The 23,917-nt window shown below is 40.1% G+C and carries 16 protein-coding genes; 9 read left to right on the top strand and 7 right to left on the bottom strand.

The genetic code is table 11. The features are described from left to right. Positions 1-30: 30 nt before the first annotated feature. Positions 31-2,655, bottom strand: coding sequence for an alanine--tRNA ligase (gene alaS, locus F6K23_RS09240; RefSeq protein ID WP_293153727.1), 2,625 nt, complete (start codon positions 2,653-2,655; stop codon positions 31-33). A 690-nt stretch (positions 2,656-3,345) separates the two neighbouring features. Between alaS and F6K23_RS09235 the strand changes: the two genes are divergently transcribed. Both F6K23_RS09235 and F6K23_RS09230 read left to right on the top strand, forming a co-directional pair. Next, entirely contained in the window at positions 3,346-4,137 is a 792-nt protein-coding gene (locus F6K23_RS09235) for an alpha/beta fold hydrolase (protein WP_293153724.1), read from the top strand. 252 nt (positions 4,138-4,389) lie between these two features. Beyond that, on the top strand, positions 4,390-5,196 hold the full coding sequence (locus F6K23_RS09230) for an SDR family NAD(P)-dependent oxidoreductase (RefSeq protein WP_293153721.1): 807 nt from the start codon (positions 4,390-4,392) through the stop codon (positions 5,194-5,196). A 551-nt stretch (positions 5,197-5,747) separates the two neighbouring features. Here the strand turns inward: F6K23_RS09230 and F6K23_RS09225 are convergent. Next, entirely contained in the window at positions 5,748-7,550 is a 1,803-nt protein-coding gene (locus tag F6K23_RS09225; protein ID WP_293153718.1) for a sodium:solute symporter family protein, read from the bottom strand. A gap of 464 nt (positions 7,551-8,014) precedes the next feature. Between F6K23_RS09225 and F6K23_RS09220 the strand changes: the two genes are divergently transcribed. Next, the gene (locus F6K23_RS09220; protein ID WP_293153715.1) at positions 8,015-8,146 is read left to right on the top strand and encodes a hypothetical protein; all 132 of its coding nucleotides are present in this window, start codon (positions 8,015-8,017) and stop codon (positions 8,144-8,146) included. Between the two features lie 82 nt (positions 8,147-8,228). Here the strand turns inward: F6K23_RS09220 and F6K23_RS09215 are convergent, their stop codons facing one another. Together F6K23_RS09215 and F6K23_RS09210 are read right to left on the bottom strand one after the other, a co-directional pair. After that, on the bottom strand, positions 8,229-8,426 hold the full coding sequence (locus F6K23_RS09215; RefSeq protein WP_293153712.1) for a hypothetical protein: 198 nt from the start codon (positions 8,424-8,426) through the stop codon (positions 8,229-8,231). Continuing rightward, entirely contained in the window at positions 8,423-9,442 is a 1,020-nt protein-coding gene (locus tag F6K23_RS09210; RefSeq protein WP_293153709.1) for an ATP-binding cassette domain-containing protein, read from the bottom strand. The genes F6K23_RS09215 and F6K23_RS09210 overlap by 4 nt, the downstream gene beginning before the upstream one ends. Positions 9,443-9,712: 270 nt before the next feature. Here F6K23_RS09210 and F6K23_RS09205 point away from each other — a divergent pair, with 270 nt between their 5' ends. The 5 genes from F6K23_RS09205 (at position 9,713) to F6K23_RS09185 (ending at position 17,628) form a co-directional block, all read left to right on the top strand. Further along, positions 9,713-11,137, top strand: a complete 1,425-nt coding sequence (locus tag F6K23_RS09205) for an ATP-binding protein (protein ID WP_293153706.1) — start codon at positions 9,713-9,715, stop codon at positions 11,135-11,137. A 255-nt stretch (positions 11,138-11,392) separates the two neighbouring features. Continuing rightward, positions 11,393-11,596, top strand: coding sequence for a hypothetical protein (locus F6K23_RS09200; protein ID WP_293153703.1), 204 nt, complete (start codon positions 11,393-11,395; stop codon positions 11,594-11,596). Beyond that, on the top strand, positions 11,574-17,204 hold the full coding sequence (locus F6K23_RS09195) for a hypothetical protein (protein ID WP_293153700.1): 5,631 nt from the start codon (positions 11,574-11,576) through the stop codon (positions 17,202-17,204). Before F6K23_RS09200 ends, F6K23_RS09195 begins: the two co-directional genes overlap by 23 nt. Before the next feature lie 155 nt (positions 17,205-17,359). Further along, complete coding sequence (locus F6K23_RS09190; protein WP_293153698.1) at positions 17,360-17,503, top strand: hypothetical protein; 144 nt, start codon at positions 17,360-17,362, stop codon at positions 17,501-17,503. Then, a complete protein-coding gene (locus F6K23_RS09185; RefSeq protein WP_293153695.1) occupies positions 17,473-17,628 on the top strand; it encodes a hypothetical protein in 156 nt (51 codons plus the stop codon). Before F6K23_RS09190 ends, F6K23_RS09185 begins: the two co-directional genes overlap by 31 nt. 24 nt (positions 17,629-17,652) lie before the next feature. On the opposite strand, the gene cobT is transcribed toward F6K23_RS09185, so the two are convergent. The 3 genes from cobT to F6K23_RS09170 form a co-directional block, all read right to left on the bottom strand. Then, the gene (cobT, locus tag F6K23_RS09180; RefSeq protein ID WP_293153692.1) at positions 17,653-18,741 is read right to left on the bottom strand and encodes a nicotinate mononucleotide-dependent phosphoribosyltransferase CobT; all 1,089 of its coding nucleotides are present in this window, start codon (positions 18,739-18,741) and stop codon (positions 17,653-17,655) included. A gap of 458 nt (positions 18,742-19,199) precedes the next feature. Beyond that, entirely contained in the window at positions 19,200-19,859 is a 660-nt protein-coding gene (locus tag F6K23_RS09175; RefSeq protein ID WP_293153689.1) for a DUF2232 domain-containing protein, read from the bottom strand. A gap of 435 nt (positions 19,860-20,294) precedes the next feature. Next, positions 20,295-20,999, bottom strand: coding sequence for a Crp/Fnr family transcriptional regulator (locus tag F6K23_RS09170; RefSeq protein ID WP_293153686.1), 705 nt, complete (start codon positions 20,997-20,999; stop codon positions 20,295-20,297). A gap of 879 nt (positions 21,000-21,878) precedes the next feature. Between F6K23_RS09170 and F6K23_RS09165 the strand changes: the two genes are divergently transcribed. Beyond that, positions 21,879-23,609 (top strand): hypothetical protein, encoded by a 1,731-nt coding sequence (locus F6K23_RS09165; protein WP_293153683.1) that lies wholly within the window; start codon positions 21,879-21,881, stop codon positions 23,607-23,609. Positions 23,610-23,917 lie beyond the last annotated feature (308 nt).

Genomic DNA, 23,917 nt, shown 5'->3' with positions numbered 1-23,917 from the left:
GTGGGGTATACCCACCTCAAAAACTATAACCTACTTCAACCCATCAACCAACTGCTTCCTCGCACTCTCCAACGCTTCCTTCAACTTACTCGGATCGCGACCTCCTGCTTGCGCTAAATTCGGACGCCCGCCGCCGCCTCCTCCACACATTTTCGCTATCCCACCAATAAATTTCCCTGCTTGCAAACCTTTACTATTCACAGACTTACTAAAAGCAGCAACTAAACTCACTTTCTCCCCAGATGCAGCACCCAATACCACAGCACTCTCGCCCAACTTTTGTTGTAACCGTTCCGCAGCAGTTTTCAACGCCTCCGCATCAACACCAGGCATTTCCGCTACTAATATCTGAAACTCACCCACAGTCTCAGCATCTCCTAACAACTGGTCGGACTTCGCCACTGCTAACTCACCTTTCAACGCTTCCAACTGTTTTTGCGACTCCTTCAACTCCTGCTGCAAATTACTCACCCGCTCCGATAACTCCTCAGGTTTTGCCTTAAAGCGATCGCTCAATTCTTTAACCACAACATCTCGGACATTCAAATAATCTAAAACTGCCAAACCAGCAACTGCTTCTATACGTCGCACCCCAGAAGAAATACCAGCTTCAGAAATAATTTTAAACACCCCAATTTCTGCCGTATTATTCACATGAGTTCCCCCACATAATTCCATCGACACTCCCGGATAGTCAACCACCCTTACTACATCGCTATACTTTTCACCAAACATAGCAACAGCTCCCTTTGCCTTTGCCTCATCCAATGGCATTTCTGCAACAGTTGCCGGATGTGCTTCAGCTATCCAACTATTTACCTGAGCTTCCACTTGCTCCACTTCCTCCGGTTTCAACCCCCGGGGACAATTAAAATCAAATCGCAAACGGTCAAAAGATACTAACGAACCCGCTTGAGAAATAGACTGGTCTACCAGAGACCGCAAAGCCGCTTGTAACAAATGTGTTGCGGTATGGTTTGCTTGCGCTCTGCGACGACAAGCAGCATCTATTTGAGCATTCACCGTTATCCCTAACTGTAACGTACCCCTTTCCACGCGACCGAAATGCACAAAAATATTATTCTGCTTCTGCACATCTTCTATCCGCACGACCACATTATCCCCACTCAGATAACCACGATCGCCTATTTGACCTCCAGACTCAGCATAAAAAGGTGTTTGGTCAAGCACAACCTGCACTTGAGTACCCGCTTCCGCAGATTCAACCTGTTCCCCTTCAGCTACTAACGCCATTACTTGCGCTGAAGAAATCAAATCTGTATACCCTAAAAATTCCGTTTTGTCAACATCCAATTTCACCCCACCTTCAGCAGTCAAGTCAATAGTTTCGTGCGCTGACTGAGAACGTTCTTGCGCCAGTTTCATTTCTTTTTCAAACATACTGACATCAACAGTTAAACCATTTTCTTCTGCTATTTCCTGAGTCAACTCCAGTGGAAAACCATAGGTGTCGTATAACTTGAAAGCATCTTCTCCCGAAATTTGTTTAGTTTTCTGAGTTTCCGGTTTTGCGATAATTTCCGCCAACAATTTTTCACCCCGCTCCAATGTTTCCAAGAAGCGAGACTCTTCCCGTTGCAACTCAGCTTTAATAGCACTTTCCCGCTCCCGCAAATTAGGATAAACATCCTCAGAAAGAGCGATCGCTTTCTCAGCAACTTTGGATGTAAACTCCCCAAAAATGCCAATCAAACGTCCGTGACGCACAACCCGACGAATTAACCGTCGCAGAATATAACCCCTGCCAACATTAGATGCGGTGACACCATCGGCAATTAAATGTGCAACTGCTCGTACATGGTCGCCAATAACTTTCAGGGAAATTTTGGTTTTGTCATCACTTTTTTTGTAGTCGATACCAGCAATATCCGCAGCAGTTTTAATGATCGGAAAAATCAAGTCAGTTTCATAATTATTCGGCACTTTTTGTAATATTTGCGCCATTCTTTCCAACCCCATCCCGGTGTCAATATTTCTGTTTTGCAATGGCGTGAGATTTCCTTCTGCATCCCGGTTATATTGCATGAATACCAGATTATAAAATTCGATAAACCTGCTGTCGTCTTCTAGGTCAATGTTCTCATCCCCCAATTCTGGATGGAAGTCGTAATAAATTTCCGAACAAGGACCGCACGGACCAGTCGGACCCGATGCCCAAAAATTATCCTCCTCATCCATCCGTTGAATGCGGTGTGCAGGAATACCAATTTTGTCGCGCCAAATAGCAAATGCTTCATCATCTTCTCGGAACACGCTGACAACCAAACGGTCTGGAGGTAAACCGAAGATTTTTGTAGAAAGTTCCCAAGCGTAGGCGATCGCTTCTGGTTTAAAATAGTCGCCAAAACTGAAGTTACCCAACATCTCAAAAAAAGTATGATGTCTGGCAGTGCGACCAACATTTTCAATATCGTTGGTACGGATACATTTTTGGGAAGTGGTAGCGCGGGGATATTTCCGGGGTTGTTGTCCGAGAAATATAGGTTTGAATGGTAACATTCCCGCAATAGTTAGTAAGACCGTGGGGTCTTCTGGGACTAAGGATGCACTAGGTAAAATATTGTGTTCCCGTTGTGCGTAAAAGTCGAGAAATGTTTGTCGAATTTCGTTACCTGTGAGTTTTTGGGTAGACATAATTAAGATACTTGATTTTGATTTTCAGTCGATCCAGGTAATACTTTACCTTTTCTGTTGTTACTTTACTTTAGTAGCTACTAGGTGTTATAGACCATTAAGATAGCTATATTTTAGCTTCTGAACCAATAGACCTCTCCGGAAATTAAGATTTAACAACCTTGTTGGGAGTTTCAGGTAAATTATCGGAGATGTCTAATATAGTTAACTAATCAGTCTATAAGAAACGGACTAAGGCCGCTACGCGGAAGTTAAAAGTCATGCATCGAGTGTGTAATTCTGAGGTCTCCTCAGAATGTAAGACACACTCAAGACAGTTAAAAGTCAATCATTTTTGATTTGTAATTGTTTTAGGATTTTGTAACTGGTCAGTTATTTCCGCCATCCTGCACTAGGGCGTGTCATCAGTTAACAAATTGACAAAATAGCCATTCTATGATTAAGGGAGATGATGATAGCTATGCCAATAAAATGATTGAACTTGCCAAATAAATTCTACAATCGATGAATCTTTGCATCGTGCTGGTCAAATAAATCTGGTAGTAGATGGTATATTCACAACATCCGATTACCACATATCCAATGTGAAAATTCATACTAGTGTAAGCGATAGTTGTGCCCTTCTAGCCAATATTCAACGCCAACTTTCATGTTGAGTAAAAAAAATTACCTTTAGCGAATCAGGAGGTTATGATCTTATTAAGAAAAGAACTCCACATTGATGAGATGAAACTTTCCTATCTTGACTCCGGTGGAGTAGGAGTTAATATTCTTGCTTTGCACGGCCATTTTGGTTGTGGGCGTTGGTTTGCCTCTCTCGCAGAGTATCTAGGGGAATCCTATCGTGTCATCGCTCTTGACCAGCGTGGTCATGGTTGGAGTGATAAAACAGAAGAATATTCTCGGGAGGCTTACATTAATGATGCGCTTAAGGTTATTCACTTGCTCAAACTTCAGCCAGTCATTTTAATTGGTCATTCTCTAGGGGGGGTCAATGCTTATCAGCTTACAGCTCGCTTCCCTCAACTTGTACAGGGTATGATTATTGTTGACATTGGTGCAATAACCCAGGACGATTTGAGTTTTGTATTATCATGGCCTCAGCGTTTCCCCACTCTGCAAACTGTAAATGCTTTCTTTACAGATGCTTGTATTGATGGCGGAAAATACTTTATGGAGAGTTTAAAAGAATACTCAGATGGATGGGGTTTTAGATTCCGATACAAAGACATGGTCGTGTCACAACAACAATTGAATGGTGACTGGTGGCCTGATTGGTTAGGTTCATCTTGTCCTGCACTGTTAATGTGTGGTCAACTTAGCAAGGTACTTCCCACAAAGCACGCTAGGGAAATGGCGGTAAAGCGTCCCAATACTCGCTTAATTGAATTTTCAGAGTGTGGTCATAATATCCACTTTGACGCTGTTGAAGACTTTCACAAAGCAGTAAAAGAGTTTATAGACTCTCTAAAAATTTCCTGAGGTCGATATGCTAGACCCCAGAAGTGTTGAATTTTGTTGCAAAACTTTACATTATGATAAATAGGACTTCTGCTGGTAACTATTAGACATCTCCAAGAATCAAAAATAAAATCAATTCTCACACATAAATTATCAATTATTTCTCCCTACTGCCTACAGCAAAGCTGCCTACTCCCTCTTTTCTGGAGATGTCTATTTATTTCATTAGCACTCAACGGCATTAACTGCTAAAGTGATTTAACACAAAATTTAATGGAATCTGTTCTTTTTCGTCTTTTGAAGGAAGTTTATATTATGGGGATAAGACTTAAAAATAAAGTTGCTGTGATAACAGGGGCAGCAGAGGGGATTGGAAAAGCGACTGCAACTCTCTTTGCTGAAGAAGGCGCCAAGGTAATTATCCTGGACAAACAAATGCTGGGGAGTAACGTCGCTGACGAAATCGTTGACTTGGGAGGGACTGCAACGTTCATTAAGACTGACATCTCTCAAGAAGAAGAGGTTAAGCAGGCGATGACAAACATTGAGCGCGAGTATGGTCGTATCGACATTTTAGTCAATAATGCTGCTGTCTTTGTCTTAAAGGGACTCGATGCCACTGTTGAAGAATGGCATCAATCTCTGAATGTCAACATTATTGGAACGTCTCTTTGTACACGATATGCTTCAGAGGTCATGAAGAAACATGGTGGTGGCTCAATCGTAAATTTGGGTTCCATTTCTTCTTTCATTGCTCAACCCGAATTTCTCCCATACAGTACGACAAAAGCAGCTATAGTCAATATGACCCGATGTATGGCTCTGGAACTTGCTCCTTATGGAATCCGAGTGAATTGTGTGTGCCCAGGTACTATCCGCACTCAGGCAATAGATCGTCATCTGGCAAACATAGGGATAACTGAGGAACAATTTCTAGCACAGGAGGCACCCCTTCACATTTTGAACCGTATAGGAAAACCCCAAGAAGTTGCTTTCGCAATCTTATTTCTTGCTTCAGAGGAAGCTTCATTTATCACTGCGACATCTTTGATGGTTGATGGCGGATACATAGCGCGTTAAAGCTGATAGATTCGCTAATGGCAGTGAAACTGCTTTTCGTGATGGAGGTCAATTTGCAACTTTAACAAATATTCCATCGATAGAAGCAGAAGATTTCTTCCTCAGAGGTTAGCAATTATATCATGTCCGGATAATTGACATCTCCAGAAAAGAGGCAACAGGCAACAGCTCCGGAAGGCAACAGGGAACCCACCCCGAACCCCTCCTGGGAGGGGAATAATTGATAATTTATGGATAATAATTGACTTTATTTTTGATTTTTACCAGATGTCTATTAGACATCTCCAGAATTGGAGATGTGTATTAATGACTTCCGTTTTTGTTACTTTTGACTTTTGACTTTTGAGATCAAATCCGTTTTATTGGACATAAAAAATTTCTCCAATCGTCATAACTACGCTCATCTTTGTAATTCTCTCTCCTCCTGACTTGTCCTCCTGACTTCCCCTCCTGGGAGGGGGAGGGGCGAGGGGTGGGTTTACTCCTCCTTACTTAACCAATCTATAACTGTTTAACCGGATTTGATATAATGACTTCCGTTTTTCTTACTTTTAACTTTTAACTTTTGAATTTTGACTTCCGTACAGATATCTGTACCAGGCGAAGTACAAACAGATAGAGAGTACAACCAGCAACAGAGATAGAATTAGGAAATTATCCCAACGTTTCATCATAAACATAATTCCCGTGAGACACAAAACTATTTGCCAGGGAATCGCGATCGCAGTTGCCAGTAAATCTCGCCGATTCTCTAATGCGATATTGACCGTGAGATTGCGGGGAATATTAACAGCGATCGGCTTCCAAAAACCGAAGGGACGGGTGACAGTATAAAAATTCTCCAGAACTGACCGTTCCGTTGCCGGGGTTAACAGAGTGCCAGCGATACATCCTGCCAAAGAACAACTGCTAGGAATTAGAAATTGGATAAATTCGGCAAGTTGCAGATCCGGCAAAGAAGGTAAAACGATCGCCTTAGTCACAATTGCGGCCACCATACCAGCAGCGATACCCGTAGCAAATCCATAACCATTAAACCGCCACCAATACCATCTTAACAGCAGAGGAACCGCCAAACCCGTACCCAATCCCAGAGTCAACCATCCCCAAATTTCATTGATATTGGAGATACTGAAGCTAAATAGCAATCCCACCATAACAATGATAACCGATGCCCAACGACTTTGAGCCAGCAGTTTGCGGTTGTCAGCTTGCGGATTGAGATAAGCTTGATAAATATCCTTCACCCAGTAAGCAGCACCACCATTAATTAAGGAGTCAAAAGTAGACATCCCGGCGGCGATAAAACAAGCTAATACCAATCCCTTAATTCCCACTGGTAGGTAAGTAGCGATAACTGTTGGCAAGACCAGTTCCGGGTCAGGAATTACTTGGTTAGTAATGCCGTAATTGATACCTAGGATAGCAAAAGCGGTTACCAAAGGCCAGCGAAAGGAAAGCAAGAATATCCACCAGAGGGACATTAACCCAACTTCCCGGTCGCTTTTGGCAGCAAAATAACGCTGCATCATATAACCACCGATACCGCCAAACCCTTCCATCAATACTTTCAGCAGATAGAAACAAAGGATAGCGCCGAACAAGTTGAAACGACCATAGTCTCCTGGCAAATCTACTTCCATGGAGGGGAATATACTGCTCCACTCGCTAAAATTCCACTCGTGCAATTGCTCAGTTCCCGGAATAGAAATGGCAAATGTCTCCGGGAGAGGAGGAAGTTGGAGAGCGATCGCGCAGATATAGATGATAGCCACAAAAATCAAAACTCCCTGAAACAGGTCTGTTAACACCACCCCATAAAAACCGCTAAGGACAGTGTATATCAATGCCAGGAATATCATTAAAATTGAGGCCAGACGGGCATCCACTGTGATAAATTCTCCTAAAAATTTGCCCCCACCAATGGCAAAGTAACTAATCCTGCCAATGGTCAAGATAATAGCAGCAACAGCACTAACTATCCGGGCGAGATTTCCTTCCCGTCCAACTCCAAAACGCAAATGCATCCATTCCGCTAAGGTCATAACTTGGGCGCGGCGGTTCCACTTGCCCATAAAAATCATGAACATTGCTAGAATTAAGGCAATGCCACCCCGGAGTTCCAGAAAAAATCCCTTTGTTCCCAAAGCGTAGACTAAGGCAGTTATCAACATTGTCCCTGCAATGTCCGTATTGGAAGCCATCCCAGATGCCCCCAATACCCACCAAGGCATATTCCGATCGCCTAGAAAGTAAGAGTCTATACCAGCGGATGCTTTGCGTTGGAGAAATATGCCAAACAGGACAATCGCCAGCAGGTAGATGACGACAATAGTGTAATCAATTAAATGCATAAACTACTCAACTTATAAAAGTAGGGAATAGGGAACAGGGAACAGGGAACAGGGAAGATGTTTTTAGGAAAAAAATACGGAAAATGATTTTTTGAGTTATACCAATTTGAAAAAAGAATAGACATCTCCAGAAAAGAGGGAACAGGGAACAGGGAACAGGCAACAGGCAACAGAGAAGAATAATTGATAATTTATGGATAATAATTGATTTTGTTTTTGATTTTTACCAGATGTCTAATGCTACGAATAGTAAGAGCGATCAAAAAACTTTACAGGAGATATCCCTTTGATAAAAAAGATAATTTACGTTCTAAAAAATGGTATTAAAGCCATTCTTATACGACTCCTGACTCCTGACTCCTGACTCCTAATAAATATCCTAGCTATTTGTAGCAAACATTTATCAATTTGGTATTATTACACTCTAGTTTATAGCAAATAAAGGGCAAGTTTATTTTCTGGAGATGTCTAATAGTGACAATGGAAACTTATTCTACAACCCCAACGGTAGCGCAACTGGTTTTGGTAATGGAGGTCAATTTGCCACTTTAACAAATATACCAGAGTTAGCACAAGAAGGTTTCTTGATTAGATAGCGATCGCTAGAAGTAGAAGTAGGGTGCGTCTGAAATGTAACGCACCGCCTATTCCAGCTATTGATGGTGCGTTACGCTGTCGCTAACACACCCCATCTCCCCATCTCCCCATCTCCCCATCTCCCCATCTCCCCATCTCCCCATCTCCCCATCTCCCCATCTCCCCATCTCCCCATCTCCCCATCTCCCCATCTCCCCATCTCCCCACCCTCTTTACTACCGTGGGGTTTCCGTTCACGTCAACCCAACCTACAAACTGCCAATTTACGAAAACGTTCAACGCATACTTTGTTTTTTCTCAGCTTTTAAGTCGCGACTACCCACAGCAGCTAATTCTGCATCCATCAAAGTTTTTCCTGTTGCTGCCAGGTAAACATCATCCAAACTTGGTCGTGCTTGAGCAATACCAAAAATTGGTAAACCTGCTGACTGCAATGACTGTTGAATTTCGATCAAAGCATCGCTCTGGGGTGTCACAACTAAGTTTAAAGAATTGCCTTGAGCAGCATTAACAATAACTTCTTGAACTATTGGCAGGTTTCCTAGTAATACTTTTGCTTTTTCAGCTTCTTCAGTAGAAGAAAATTCCCGAATACGGAGAGTGATACGATCGCCTCCCACCCGGTCTTTAAGTTCTGAAGGAGTACCCGTCGCAATAACCACACCTTGGTCAATAATAGCTACCCTATCTGCCAAAGCATCGACTTCTTCCAGATAGTGACTGGTAATCAAAACTGTTGTACCTGAGTCTCGCAACTGACGCAAAAAATCCCAAACTGCTACCCGACTATCAATATCTAAACCCACTGTCGGTTCATCCAAAACTAAAACATCTGGTTGATGCAATAAACCCGCTGCTAAATCTAGACGTTTGCGGATACCCCCTGAATAAGTGCCTGTTTTTTTGTCCGCCCAATCTTCTATTCCCAGGAGGGCGATCGCTCCTTCGATTCTTTCCCTTGCCAATTTGCCTGGAATATGGTATATAGCTGCTTGTAGTTCCAGTAGTTCTCGGCCTGTCAGTACCTTGTCGATGGCCACTTCCTGAGCAACATAGCCAAGACGTTGTCTAGCTATTCTCGGTTGGTCAACTACTGAAATACCAGATACTTCTAAACGTCCAGCGTCTGGTGTAAGTAGAGTACACAGAGCGCGTAGTGTGGTTGTTTTACCTGCACCATTAGGGCCAAGTAAACCAAATATTTCTCCAGGTTCTATCTGAAAGGAAACGTCCTTAACTGCTGTAACTGAACCATAACTTTTCTGAAGGTTTTCTATTAAAACTGCTGGTGCCATGATTATGAGTAAGTATAAAGTTTTCTTTGATAATTGTAATTGTTTATATTATTGTCGGCAGAAAACCAGCAGATAGAAAAGTTTTTCTTATCGAAATATTGTGGTTTAAAGCCTCCTCTTTTAAGGAGATAATAAATAAAAATTTTCATGATTAGTCAATCCTCTTCTTGAAAAGAAGAGGTAATTCTAAATTCTAAATTCTAAATTCTAAATTCTTGAATGTTCCCTGCGATAAAATAGATGGTAGCTACTCATAAATAGAAAATAGTTATGACCGTAGATATTAAAGCCTTTTTTCAGGCAACAAACCCTGGCATTCCTCTGTTTATAGATAATGTAGAAATTGACAAGAAATACTACATTGACTTCTCGACGGTGCGTGGGGGAAAAGTTATTAAAAAATTAAAAAATACTATTACTCTCTGGTCTTCAGACCAATCCACTTGCCAACTATTCACCGGACATATTGGTTGTGGCAAATCTACAGAATTATGGCAACTCAAGCAACAGTTAGAAGCAGAAGGCTTTCACGTTGTCTATTTTGAATCTGACAAAAACCTAGAAATGGGAGATGTAGATGTAGGTGATATTTTCCTAACTATTGCACAACAGATCGGCAGAAGTTTGGAGAAGTTGGAAAAACTTAACTTGGAGGAACCAAAAGGGTTAAAAGGTCTACTTCAGGGAGCTGCAAAATTATTGCAGACAGAAATTGAACTCTCTGCAGAAGCGAATATTCCTGGTGTGGGTAAAGTGGCAGCTAGTAGTGAGGGTTCATTTTCAGCAGAAGTTGGTTTGCCTGGAGTCGGTCAAGTCAAAGCTGGCGAAAAAGGATTAGAATTTGTAGCTTTAGGAATTGGTAAAATTACTGCCCAGGCAAAAGCTAGTCCCGAACTTCGTACTAAACTCAGAGAATATCTCGGACCCCGCACCAGCGGAATTATTGAAACTATTAACAAAGAATTGCTCGAACCCGCTAACGAAAAGCTGAAACAGTATGGTAAAAAAGGATTAGTGGTTATCGTTGACAACTTGGAAAAAGTTGATAGCTCACCTAAACCTTGGGGGCGACCTCAACCAGAATATCTATTTGTTGACCGAGGCGAACAACTGATGAGTCTCCATTGTCATATGATTTATACTCTTCCTATGGCACTGAGATTTTCCAATGACTACGACACATTAACTCAAAGATTTAAGAAAGACCCTCAAATATTGCCAATGGTGGCGACACAGTTGCGCGATGGTAGTGAATGTGCTGAAGGAATGAAGTTAATGCGACAGTTAGTGTTGGCAAGGGCATTTCCAGAATTAGAACCACAGCAACGTTTGGAAAAAGTTACCGAAATTTTTGATAGTCAGGAAACTTTAGATTACTTATGTCGTTTCAGTGGTGGCCATGTGAGGAATGTATTGCGCATAGTTAATGAAGCTATTATGGAAGAAGGGGATCTTCCAATCTCCCGTGCTAGTGTTGCCAATGTAATTAAAACTTATCGTAATCAGCGACTTTTGGCTGTAGATGACCATGAGTGGGAATTATTACGCCAAGTTGCTCAGACAAAAAAAGTAACGGGATATGATGGATACCAAACTTTAATTCGGAGTATGTTTGTTTATGAGTATCAAGATGAAATAGGCCCTTGGTTTGATATTAATCCTCTCTTGAAAGATGCACCGGAGTTAAAGATATAACTAGGCTCGTAGTAGGGCTTTAGCCCGAATTAGGCTCGTAGTAGGGCTTTAGCCCGAATTAGGCTCGTAGTAGGGCTTTAGCCCGAATTAGGCTTGTAGTAGGGCTTTAGCCCGAATTAGGCTCGTAGTAGGGCTTTAGCCCGAATTAGGCTCGTAGTAGGGCTTTAGCCCGAATTAGGCTTGTAGTAGGGCTTTAGCCCGAATTAGGCTTGTAGTAGACTGACACAGCTAAAACTGTTCAATAAGCGTAGTGGAATGGCACACCTAAAATGGTGGGTTAGATGGGGGGATGGGGGGATGGAGAGATGGGGAGATGGGGAGATGGGGACACCTAGAAACAAAAATCTATTACACAGTTTTAGGCGTGTCAGTCCAGTACGGCTTGAACCCGAAGATTCAGTATTTGATGGGCTAAAGCCCAACTACAAACAAAAATATGCCTACACATTTGGAAATTAACAATCAAAAATTATTGCATAAATTAATCCGAGGCATGGAAATGTCTCAAGGACAATTTCGGCTGTTTTTGGCACAGTGCAATAATCTCAACCAGCGCGATCGCCTAATTATACAACTCCGGGAATCTTTTTCTGGAGACTTGGCACAGTTGCAGTTGGATGAGTCTGTCGATGAACTTTATGCAACTATCAGAAAACGGTTAGGAGGCAAACAACCAGATGCTCTGATGGTTTGGGGTTTAGAGTCTGTCAGGGATATTGATAAATTGCTCGTATCAATGGGGTTAGTGCGCGAAGAGTTTAGGAAAAATTGTCCCTATCCCATAGTTTTATGGATAGACGCAGAAATTTCTCGTAAATTTATTCGGTTAATTCCTGACTTTGAAAATTGGTCAAGTCTGACCGTTTTTGAAACTGCGACTCAAGAATTAATTGATTTTATTCAGCAGACCAGTGAGAGTGTTTATCAGAAAGTTTTAGAAAGTGGAGCAGGAATATTTTTAGATGATGCTGTCCTTGGTTTGGGAGAGTCTGCTTATCAAGAGTTAGTGAGCGCAAGGCAAGAATTGTTAAACCGAGAAGTTACCTTAGAGCTTGAATTAGAAGCAAGTTTGGAATTTGTTTTAGGCAGGGCAACCGATAATTCTACCGAAACAGCACTAGAGCATTATCAACATAGTCTCGAACTTTGGCAACAAATTAATAACTTAGTGCGGGTGGCTCACACTTATTATTATCTGGGGTTATGGTGGCGTAGTTATGCAGTTAGACATCGGGTTGAGAAAAATATGGCTTATGAGAGAGCTTGTTCATATTTTCAGCAGTCAGTAGAAGGCTTTGAGACAGTTAACCGCCCAGACTTAGTTGCTAAATTTATCAATGCTTGGGGAGAAGTTTTGCAGACTTTGGGGCGTTGGGATGAATTAGAAACTGTTGCCAATAGAGCAATAAAAGTTTTCGATCTCCCCCAACCTCCGTTACCAAGGGGGGAGTTGGACTCTTCTTCTTCCTCCCCCCTTACCAAAGGGGGAATGAGGGGGGATCGCCTTACCAAAGGTGGAATGAGGGGGGATATTCAAACATCTTTTCGACTAGCTCGTGCTTATAGTTTTCTAGCAGAATTTGAACTGGCAAAAAATCATTATAAACAAGCAAAAAAACTTGCTCAAACTGCCATAGAAATTTGCAACAAAACTCTAGATGCTGTATCTCCTTATAGCTCAGAAAAAGACAAAATCACTTTAAATTGGGAGCGCTATTCTCATCTAGGAAAATATTTGTTTGCTCTAGCAAAAGCCGAAAAAGGTTTAGGTACGTTTGAAGCATCTATAGCCAATTTTGAACAAGCAAAAAAAACGACAAAACCTGAATACAGTGCCGAAATTTATATTGATATCATCACAGAATTACGAGAAATATATTGCCAACAAAAGGCATATTTAGTAGCTTTTAAATTAAAGCAAGAACGACAACAAATAGAACAACAATTTGGGTTTGTAGCATTTATCGGTGCAAATCGTTTGGGATATAGAAAACCAAATACCAATCCGGCTTTACCTCAACGGAATAGACGAAAAGTTACTCAAGAAATTTCTGCATCAGGGCGTCAATTTAATGTAGAAGAATTGCTAGAAAGAATTAGTCGCCCTGACTATAAACTGATCGTGATTCATGGACAATCAGGAGTTGGTAAAAGTTCAATTTTGGAGGCGGGATTAATACCTGCTTTAGAAAAAAAATCAATTGATACCCGTAATGTAGTAGTGGTCTTGCAGCGAGTTTATGTTAATTGGATTTCAGCATTGGGGGAAAGTTTAGCTAAAAGACTCAAAAAAAATCCCCAATTAGCAGTTAATTTACAGATGCTTAATTGGGCTGAGGCAATTTTTGAGCAGTTACGAAATAATGCTGAATTAAATCTACTGACGGTTATTATTTTCGATCAATTTGAGGAATTTTTCTTTGTTAATTCAGAGACAGAGCAGAAAAGAGAATTTGCTCAGTTTCTGCAAGAATGTTTGGAAATTCCTTTTGTGAAAATTGTTTTATCCCTGCGAGAGGATTATATTCATTATTTATTAGAATTTAATTATTTAGCTAACTTAGAAACAATCAACAATGATATTTTAAGTAAAAATATTCGTTATGAATTGAGAAATTTTTCCCAGGATCAGGCAAAATCAGTTATTCAAGAATTAACCGAAAACTCTCAATTTAAAATCGATTCAAAATTGACAGAAAAATTGGTAGAAGACTTAGACAAGGATACAGAAGATATTCGTCCGATTGAGTTACAAATTGTGGGGGCACAACTACAGACAGAGAGTATTACCACTGTCGAAAAATATCAAGAATTCGGAGATTATCCCAAGGCAGAATTAGTAAACCGATATTTAGCATCAGTAGTGAAAGACTGTGGTGAAGAAAATGAAAAACTGGCTTGGTTGGTGTTGATGTTGTTGACCGATGAAAACAATACTCGTCCACTAAAAACTCAGGCTGAATTGGTGAAAGAAAGTGAGTTTAAAGTGAAAGAGTTAGAGTTAGTATTAAAAATTTTTGTCGAGGCTAGTTTAGTATTTTTGTTGCCAGAAAAACCAGCAAAACGTTATCAGTTAGTGCATGATTATTTAGTTGCTTTTATTCGGCAAAGGAAAGGCCCTGAAATATTAGAAGAACTGAAACAGGAACGGGAAAAACGACGGCAGTTGGAAGAAGTACTTAAAGAACTGAAACAGGAGCAAGAAAAACGACAAAAGTTGCAGAAGCAACTGCTTAGAAGTTCGGTTGCTTATTCCTTAGTGATGGCAGTATTGGCAGGAGGGATGACAATATTTGGCTTCCTGGCACTAGGACAAAGTCAAGAAGCAAAAAAGCAAACCATGATTGCTCAGACAAATGAGTCTATAACTTTGTTGGTGTCAGATCAGCGATGGGATGGGTTGATAAAAGCCATGAAAGTTAGGCAAAAAATAGCTGGTAAATTTGAACTAACAGATGAAAAACACAACACTACAGATGCTTTTCGAGTAGCAGTTTACAAACGTAACAAAGAAGAATTTAGAGAGCTTAACCGTCTCCAGGGACATAAACATTGGGTCGTGGGTGTAGCATTTAGCCCCGATGGAGAGACTATTGCTACTGCAAGTGCTGACAATACAGTGAAATTGTGGAACCGTCAGGGAGATTTTTTGCAGGCTCTGCTAGGCCATAAGGAGTGGGTAAATAGTGTAGCCTTTAGCCCTGATGGGGAGACTATTGCCACTGCTAGTGCTGACAATACGGTGAAATTGTGGAACCGTCAGGGAGATTTTTTGCAGACTCTAGTGGGGCATAAGAATGATGTCTTGGGTGTAGCATTTAGTCCCGATGGAGAGACTATTGCCACTGCTAGTGCTGACAACACGGTGAAATTATGGAGCCAAAAGGGGCAACTGTTGCAGACTCTAACTGGGCATAAGAATGATGTTTTGGGTGTAGCATTTAGTCCCGATGGAGAGACTATTGCCACTGCTAGTGCTGACAACACGGTGAAATTATGGAGCCAAAAGGGGCAACTGTTGCAGACTCTAACTGGGCATAAGGATAAAGTCAGGGATGTAGCGTTTAGTCCTGATGGAAAAACTATTGCCACTGCTAGTGCTGACAATACGGTGAAATTGTGGAGCCAAAAGGGGAAGTTGTGGCTAATTCCTTTGGGGAATTCGTGGCAGTTATTACAGACTCTGAGGAGGCATAAAAATTGGGTCTACTCTGTAGCATTTAGCCCTGATGGAAAAACTATTGTCACTGTTAGTGCTGACAAAACAGTGAAATTGTGGAACCAAAAGGGGCAACTGTTGCAGACTTTGCAGGGGCATGATGATTCGGTCATGGGTGTAGCATTTAGTCCTGATGGAGAGACTATTGCTACTGCAAGTGCTGACAATACAGTGAAATTGTGGAAGCAAAAGGAACAGTTGTTGCAGACTTTGCAGGAGCATGATGATTTCGTCATGGGTGTAGCATTTAGTCCTGATGGAGAGACTATTGCTTCTGCTAGTGCTGACAATATAGTGAAATTGTGGAACCGTGAGGGGAAATTATTGCAGACTTTGCAGGAGCATGATGATTTGGTCATGGGTGTAGCATTTAGTCCCGATGGAGAGATTATTGCTTCTGCTAGTAGTGACAATACAGTAAAATTGTGGAACCGTCAGGGGCAACTATTGCAGACTCTAACCGGGCATAATAATTGGGTCAGTGGTGTAGCATTTAGCCCTAATGGAGAGATTATTGCTTCTGCAAGTGCTGACAATACAGTGAAATTGTGGAACCTTCAGGGGAAGGAGTTAGAGACTCTAACTGGGCATAAGTATTCAGTCTTTGGTGTAGCATTTAGTCCGGATGGAGAGACTATTGCTTTTGCAAGTGCTGACAATACAGTGAAATTGTGGAACCTTCAGGGGAAGGAGTTAGAGACTCTCAACGGCCATGAAGATTGGGTTAATGGTGTAGCATTTAGTCCGGATGGAGAGACTATTGCTTCTGCAAGTGCTGACAATACAGTGAAATTGTGGAACCTTCAGGGGAAGGAGTTAGAGACTCTCAACGGCCATGAAGATTGGGTTAATGGTGTAGCCTTTAGTCCGGATGGAGAGACTATTGCTTCTGCTAGTGCTGACAAAACGGTGAAATTGTGGAACCTTCAGGGGCAGTTGTTGCAGACTTTAACCGGACATGAGAATGAGATCTATAGTGTAGCATTTAGTCCGGATGGAGAGACTATTGCTACCGCTAGTGCTGACGAAACGGTAAAATTGTGGACTTGGCGGAGAGAAGATTTAACCAAGCATGTTTGCAACTGGTTAGAGGATTACCTGATTTCCCATCCCCAAGAGTTAGAGGAACTTAAAATTTGCCAAACCTACGGACGTAAGAAAGTAGCCTCTCGTAGTTGGGTGATGGAGGGAGAGAAGTTGGCAAGAGAGGGGAAGGTTAACGAGGCAGTTGTCACATTTAAGAAAGCACTAACATGGAACCCCGACCTTAACCTCAAGCCAAAAGTTCTTGCAGAATCATTATTTAAGGCAGAAAAGCTGATGGAGGAAGTTATAGCAGAAGCAACAGTAGAAAAGTATGAAGAAGCAATAGCAAAACTGGACGAGCTAGCATTTATGCCTACTCTGCAAAATATTGCTAAGGCTAAAGCTAGATATCAGGCAGTAAATGGGTTTTTGGATAAAGGAAAGGAACTTGTGAAAGAGGGTAAAGTTAAGGAAGCAATTAACTCTTACAAACAAGCAGAAAAAATCTACTCTACTCAAATTCCTGCTAATAATTGGGGTACACTTTGTTGGTATGGCAGTCTTTATAACAAAGCTGCTGATGTTATGTTTGCCTGTGAGAAAGCAGTCACCCTTGACCCTGAAAATGGCTCTATTGTTGACAGTCGCGGACTTGCTAGGGCATTAACAGGGGATCTTAAAGGAGCGATCGCAGATTTTCAGGTATATGTAGAATGGACTGATGGTGAGAAGAAAAAAGCACAACGGCAAAAATGGATCGAAGCGCTCCAGGCAGGTGAAAACCCCTTGACTGATGAGGTGTTGGAGAGTTTGAGAAATTAATTGTTATTTAGTAGAGTTGATAGAAAGAATTTATTGGAAATGACTATTTGACGAAAAAGATAAGTTACAGCGGTTTTCATTTGGGTAGACCACAGTAGGGACGTTCCATGGAACGTCCCTACAAGGTTTTGCTTGTGAAGATGTGGTTCATCAATTTGAAAAGCGCTGTAAGAAATACCCTAGCTATTCGGGTGCTGGTGCATAGTAATGGTAAAGGAAGTGTGGGGAGATGGGGACCCACCCGCGGACCCCTCCGGTGGAGGGGAATGTGGGGAGATGGGGAGTGTGGGAAAAATTAAAAAATATATATCCTCACCATTACCATGCAGGACTACCAAATTTTGAAAGAACTCTGGAAAATGCTACCGCAAAAATTAATCTTTGTTTGATTCGACTAATGCTCAAGAGATTAGCGATCGCCTAATTTTTCGAGATACGATCGGGGGTTCTATACAAACAAACTTTCAACAGCTTGAAGCAACTGGTCTTGACTCCAATCTTGATATAAATGAGCCGCGATCGCACATCCTCCACAACCCACACCTTCCTTAACATAACCCTGTTCATAAGCTCGTAATTGAGGATAACAAGACTCAGCAAAACTAAGTTGTGTTGCCATCAAAGGCACAAAACCAATTTCTCTAGCTAACCCCACAGTATCGCCTGTCGGGTCTTCAGTAACCCATCGAGTTGTTCCCACCACAATATTCTCAGGCAACCAAGATAAAGAATATTTTGCAGCTAATGCTTGCATCAAAGCATAAACTGCCAACATTTGTGTACCACCAGCTAACATCACCCCTACTTTGAGACTTGCTGCCATTGCCATTCCTGCTACTACTATTTGCATCGGGTCTCCCACTGCCGCCACCAATTTTAGGGGTTGTGAAAGGGGAGGTACAGAATTAAAACCAGAAACTTGTAAACCTTGGCGCACCACAGCCAACTTTTGAGCATGATTACATTGAGGATGACTGCTATTAACTTTACCCGCAGCAGCAATACCTAAACCCAACAAAATTGCTAAAGCTGTAGTTGTACCTCCAACCACGCATTCTCCTAAAATTAAATAGCTATCTTTTGCTTCCGCAGCTAATTTATATCCCCAACTCTTTCCAACTTCTAGTAAATGTTCCACAGTTGCCATATCTAAAGCATGACCGGAAGTTAAACAACGAGCTGGAGTACCTCCCAAATTAATTGTTGGTACAGTGGGTTGATGAGTTAAACCAGCATTAAATAAGTAGAGAGGAATATTGAGAGCATCAACAATTGCTTTTGTAATTAAAACTGGAGAAGCACCAGCATCAAGGGGTGGTAATGGATATTTAGGTTGTGGTTGAAAACCGTTATATAAAAATTCTACATCTGCCAAACAAGTATATTGGCGGTCTTTTGGAGTCGCCCCTGCTGCAGAAATTCCCGGTATTAGACCTGTATCTGTAAATCCTAATATACAGCCAAAAATTGGTTGGCGACTCCGATACCTTTGCAGCCAATTTTTTCCCTGTTGCACCTGAGTATAAACACGAATCATTATTAATGTTGAGTAAATGTAGGTAATAGATTATGAGATATCTTCAGAAAAGAGGGAATAGGGAATAGGGAATAGGGAACAGGGAGAAATATTAAAATATTTATGGATAACAATTGATTTGATTTTGGAGTGGTGGTGCATTGTCATAATCGTACATTGTAATTATTGTTGTTACCAGAGACAGTAGTGGGAACATCTTGCTCCCTCGCTTTGAGGATGCCCACGCTAGGACAGGATGCCCGCACTAGAAATTGTTCATCTGCATATATCATTATTATGCAGAACTACCTATTTTTGATTTTTGGAGATGTCTATTGGAGAGGAGAAAAGTTTACCTACCACCTAATACCTAATACCTACAAAAGAGTTTCGTGTGTTACGCTACCGCTAACACACCCTACCACTTTTGAGGGCGAATGCCATTCGCCCCTACGACTTTTGACTTCCGCGTAGCTGCACTACTCATAATCAAGCAACACTCTTACCCATTTAGGAGGTCTAGGAATAGGGTTACCGATCCGGTCTAGCAACAATAAAGCTACCAAATGTACAACAAATAAATACACAACATTATTCACAAATACCATCACTAGAGCAAGCGCTTGAATTAAAGGCAAACTAGGTTGAGCTAATAATCCCAATTTGATAAATACCCATTCTAGGAATTCTGTAACTTGTGTAGTTAAGTAGATCCAGAGGTCTTGTCCCAACAAAAGTGAAAGTAACCAAAATCGAAAAAAGAAACCAAAAGAGCCGAGGATAGAACCTAAACCAATAGAAGTTAACCAATTTCCTCCTCGTTTCCACACCCCCCCTAACATTACTCCCATCAAACCAAAGGGAATGACGAATAAAATACTACGAGTTGGCCCCATAAGCACAGATAAAAGTAATCCTGATACTGCTGCGCCCATCCAAGCGGCACGGTTTCCCCATCGTAAATATAGTAAGGCAATTGGTACTGGGAAGAAAACTCTTAATAATGGTCCCAAGGGAAAATAATAATTGATAAACCAAATTAAACTAGCTGTACTGGCCAGAAAAGCTGTTTCTACCAGAACTATTGGTTTATCTTCTTTGCTGGTGGATGATGGTATTCGATCTGAAGTTGTTTTCACAGAATTGGTTTGGCCTTATAAATTTTGGCTAGTGCCGCTACGCGGAAGTTAAAAGTCGTAGGGGCGAATGGCATTGGCTAGCGCCAAGCTCCGCTAACGCCCTCAAAAGTAAAGATTGGTAAGGCTTTTAGGATTTTGTAACTGGTTAGTTATTTCTGCCATCCTGCACTCGTGAACTTTAATTAACTTTTAATTTACTTCTTGATTAAACGGCGTTGCTGATTTTGATTTGATGTATGAAATTCAATTAGTGGTAAATTTTCACCCAAAACAATAGTCAGAATTATATCTATTTCTGATTTTAAAGTCACCGAAAAACTCTTTTATTTCTCCTGACTCCTGTCTCCTGTCTCATGACTCTTGCCTCCTAACTCCTGACTCTTGTCTCCTGTCTCCTGACTCCTGTAAAATAATACATTTATTCAGCAAGCCCAATTAAACAAGTGTACGTTCCAATGCGTGTATGTCAGGAATACATAATGTATCGCGATCGCGCTTGATTAATGACTTTTTTTCTAACTTACTTAAGACTCTAGTCACTGTCTCTCTGGCCAACCCACTTAAACTACTTAGCTCTCTATGAGGCAAATTAGGAATTTCTTTTCCTTGTTGAGAATCTATACCTTGCCCTTCTGCTAAAAATAGTAAAATATCTGCTACCCTGGCCTGAGCATCTGCTTCTCGTAGTCTAAGTCGTCGATTCACTTGTCGCAAACGTCTGGCCATTAATTGGGCTAATCGAATTCCCGCTGTGGGTTCAGTATGAATTAGATGAGCAAAATCCTGAGCTGGCATATTACCAATTAACGTGGGGGCTAAGGTAATTACGTCAGTAGAGCGAGGTACTTCATCCAAAGCGGCCATTTCTCCAAATAATTCGCCTTTACCTAAAATATTCAGCGTTACTTCTTTACCATCCAAATTATAGGTGCGAATTTTTACCCACCCATCCAGAATGAAGTATACAGATGTCCCCCAATCATTCTCCAGCAAGATTACCTGATTTGGTGGATGTTGACGACTGACTACATGAATTACTACTTTTTCTAATGCTTCTTCTGGTAAACCTTCAAAAAATGAGGTAGATAGCATTAATTCTTTAATATTTAATTGGGGGTCGCGATTATACCTTTCTTCCATAAAGTTATTTTTTCAATATTAATAGGGCAGTATATTTAGCCCACAGAGCAACTATAAATTAATAGTTAAAATTAATACATATTATATTAGTAGCCAATTGGCCAATTTTAAATATCCTGAAAGTCAACAACTTTGTGGAAGTTATGAAAGGGCTTTTACAGTATGGTAGTACATAGATATCCGTAAAAGATTTGTCAAAAATCCAAAATATAAATAATAAATCCAGAAACTTTTACTACTGCTTCTAGTTAAGCGCTCCTTTACGGATTAAACATCCACAGAGTCATAATACTGTTTCCTAATCCTAAGATATTGTCTAAACAGCTCAATTTGAGGACTATTATAGTTAATAAATATTATTTATTTGACACTCCATGAGATAAATCCGTTTTGATTCTAAAGGTCGTTTAATTTAAACAGGTGGATTTATCTCCTGTTTAAACTTTTCATTAGTTTAGGGACTATTATTGACCCCTACCTTTAAATCATCCATGCCCATTACCGATACAGCTTTCTCAAGATTCAAAGGACATAAAACACCTAACCATTGACCAATATTTTGAGAAGCATTCCACTCAGCATTGCATTGATAACCGTTATACCCTGTAAAAGATAGAAAGCAAAAGTCTTTAAATTATTAATTTAATCATATCCTGCTATTGCCACATAAAGCTATACGTTAGACTAAAGAGTCTGAAAAAACCTTAACACTTTTAATTGAATTAATCTCCAATTTGTATATCCAGCATGAAAGAGTAATTTTAAAGTCAGTTATGCTCTCATCAGTTTTATAATTCTTAATGAAGGTGAGCGACAGAGGTGAAACTCTTGAATTTCCAGAATAAGCAAATCAAATTAATAATTAGTGAAATAGATCAGGTGTTAAATCATCCTAGCACTGAAAATTCTCCTAAAGTTCTAGAAAAAACACTCAGAAAATCTCAAAAGATACTAAAGCAGGTGCTGAACTATCTGAGTCAGAATGTGGATACCATCTCAAGTCTACAGCTACTCTCTGTTGAGCCACCTTCAAATTCGGAAAATATTATTGACCAGACCACAAAGCAACATCCACAACAGCTAGAAGAGTTTTTGAATCCTATTAATCAATATCTACAAGAAGATTTTCAAATTCTTAAAGAACAACGACGAGCTTTGCAACAAGAAATTAGGCAACTGGAGAAGCAAAGACAAGATAATTATTCCCTAGCTCAACAATATGCTAAACAGGAGCAAATTATCTCTGAGTTTTCTCAAGCTTTACTTGGCCCAGTGCAAGAAACATTGGTGGAACATTTGTCTCATTTAACCAACCAGCATCCATATCCAAGTCAAAGTGCTTTACCTTTTAAGCAAAATATCGATCCACAGACTTCTAAGAATATTAAACCTTCTGAGATGGTGACAAGTTCAGAGGATAAATTTAGAGAAGATTCTAACTTTGATCGGTCATTTATTAATGATTTCAATACAGAAGATAATCAGGAAATACAGCAAGAGTCAGAAAATTTTATAGCATCCAATGTTAGTCCTCAAAATATTCAACATAAAAACCTATCTTCTCAAATAAATGAATTATATGAGTCAACCGATACAACAGTATTACCTTATCCGGGATATGAGTTTGTTGCAAAAGTAAATATAGAATCAAATACAACTGAAACAGATGATTCAAACCCTCAAGAATCATCAATTCAAAATCAACTTAATCTTGATAAACAGCAAGATTTAGAAGTTATTAAAAGTCAAAATCAGGAAAATAAAACTGTTGCTCAACTAGAAGCTCCTAGTTTTGAAGAGAATTACACACAGTGGCAAAAAGATCAAAATTCAACTGCTAAAATAGAAGATGCAGAAATAGCAAATTTGATCGAATCACCACTAAATTCAGGGTCAAAGTTAGACAACTCAGAAGATGTAGAAAGCACCCAAATTATCGAATCTCTCAGTCATCTTTTCGGTGAACTAGAGATAAATGAAGCACAAACTAACCAATTAATTGCTTCTCTGGAATCTAAACAAGAACAAGAACAAACACAAGAACAAAGAAATTACAGCAATAAATCAGAAGAAGAAGAGTATCTTCAGGCATCGGCTAAAGAAAGTCTCTTACCAATACAAGAATCGGATGAAGAACAAAATCCAAATATAGAATTATTATTAGATAGTAATACCCTCAATAATTTGCGTTCTGATTTAGAAAATTTAGAAGAATTTGACTTAGAAGAATTAGCAGATGATCCGCAACAAACTGAGTTTCAATTAGGAGAATATTCATCTGTATCTTTAGCAGAAAGTAATCTCGAATCGACTAATGATTCTGTTACTTCGACTTCAGAAGCAGAAGTTACTAACTTAGAGGGTTTATTTACAGATCTTGGTGATGTTTCAGAAAAATTAAATCTAACGAACCAAGAAAATACTCAAAATTCAGCAGAAAATACAGAAAATGAACAAAATTTAGAAGATATGTTAGATAGCTTAACATCTTCAATAGAAGTAGAACAAATAGAAACAGATGATCGAGAATTTTTACCGCTAGAAACTCTACTTCAAGACCCTCAAGAGACAGAAAAAAAAAAATTAATTTATCAAAACAGACAGATATAACACCAGATAAAACAGCTTTACTATGGTATTTAGGAATTGACTTTGGTACTACAGGTATTTCTGCCGCATTATTTAATCGTAGCAGCAGTGAAATTTATCCTATATATTGGGAGAGATTACCAACTCAACAAGAGTTCGATGTTACTCAAACAAATCAAGAATTTACTCTCTCAACAAAAATAGGCCAAAGGACTGAAAGTTCTACCAAAAAAATATATCACCTACCATCAACTTTATACATACATCAAAAATCATCTAAACAGAAAAATATAGAAGAAAAACCCTTATTACTACAAAACTTTAAACCA

Source organism: Okeania sp. SIO2C9 (assembly GCF_010672455.1).
In the GTDB taxonomy this organism is placed as follows: domain Bacteria; phylum Cyanobacteriota; class Cyanobacteriia; order Cyanobacteriales; family Microcoleaceae; genus Okeania.
Note: the sequence above shows the minus strand (reverse complement) of the source record. Positions and strands in the feature narration are given on the sequence as shown.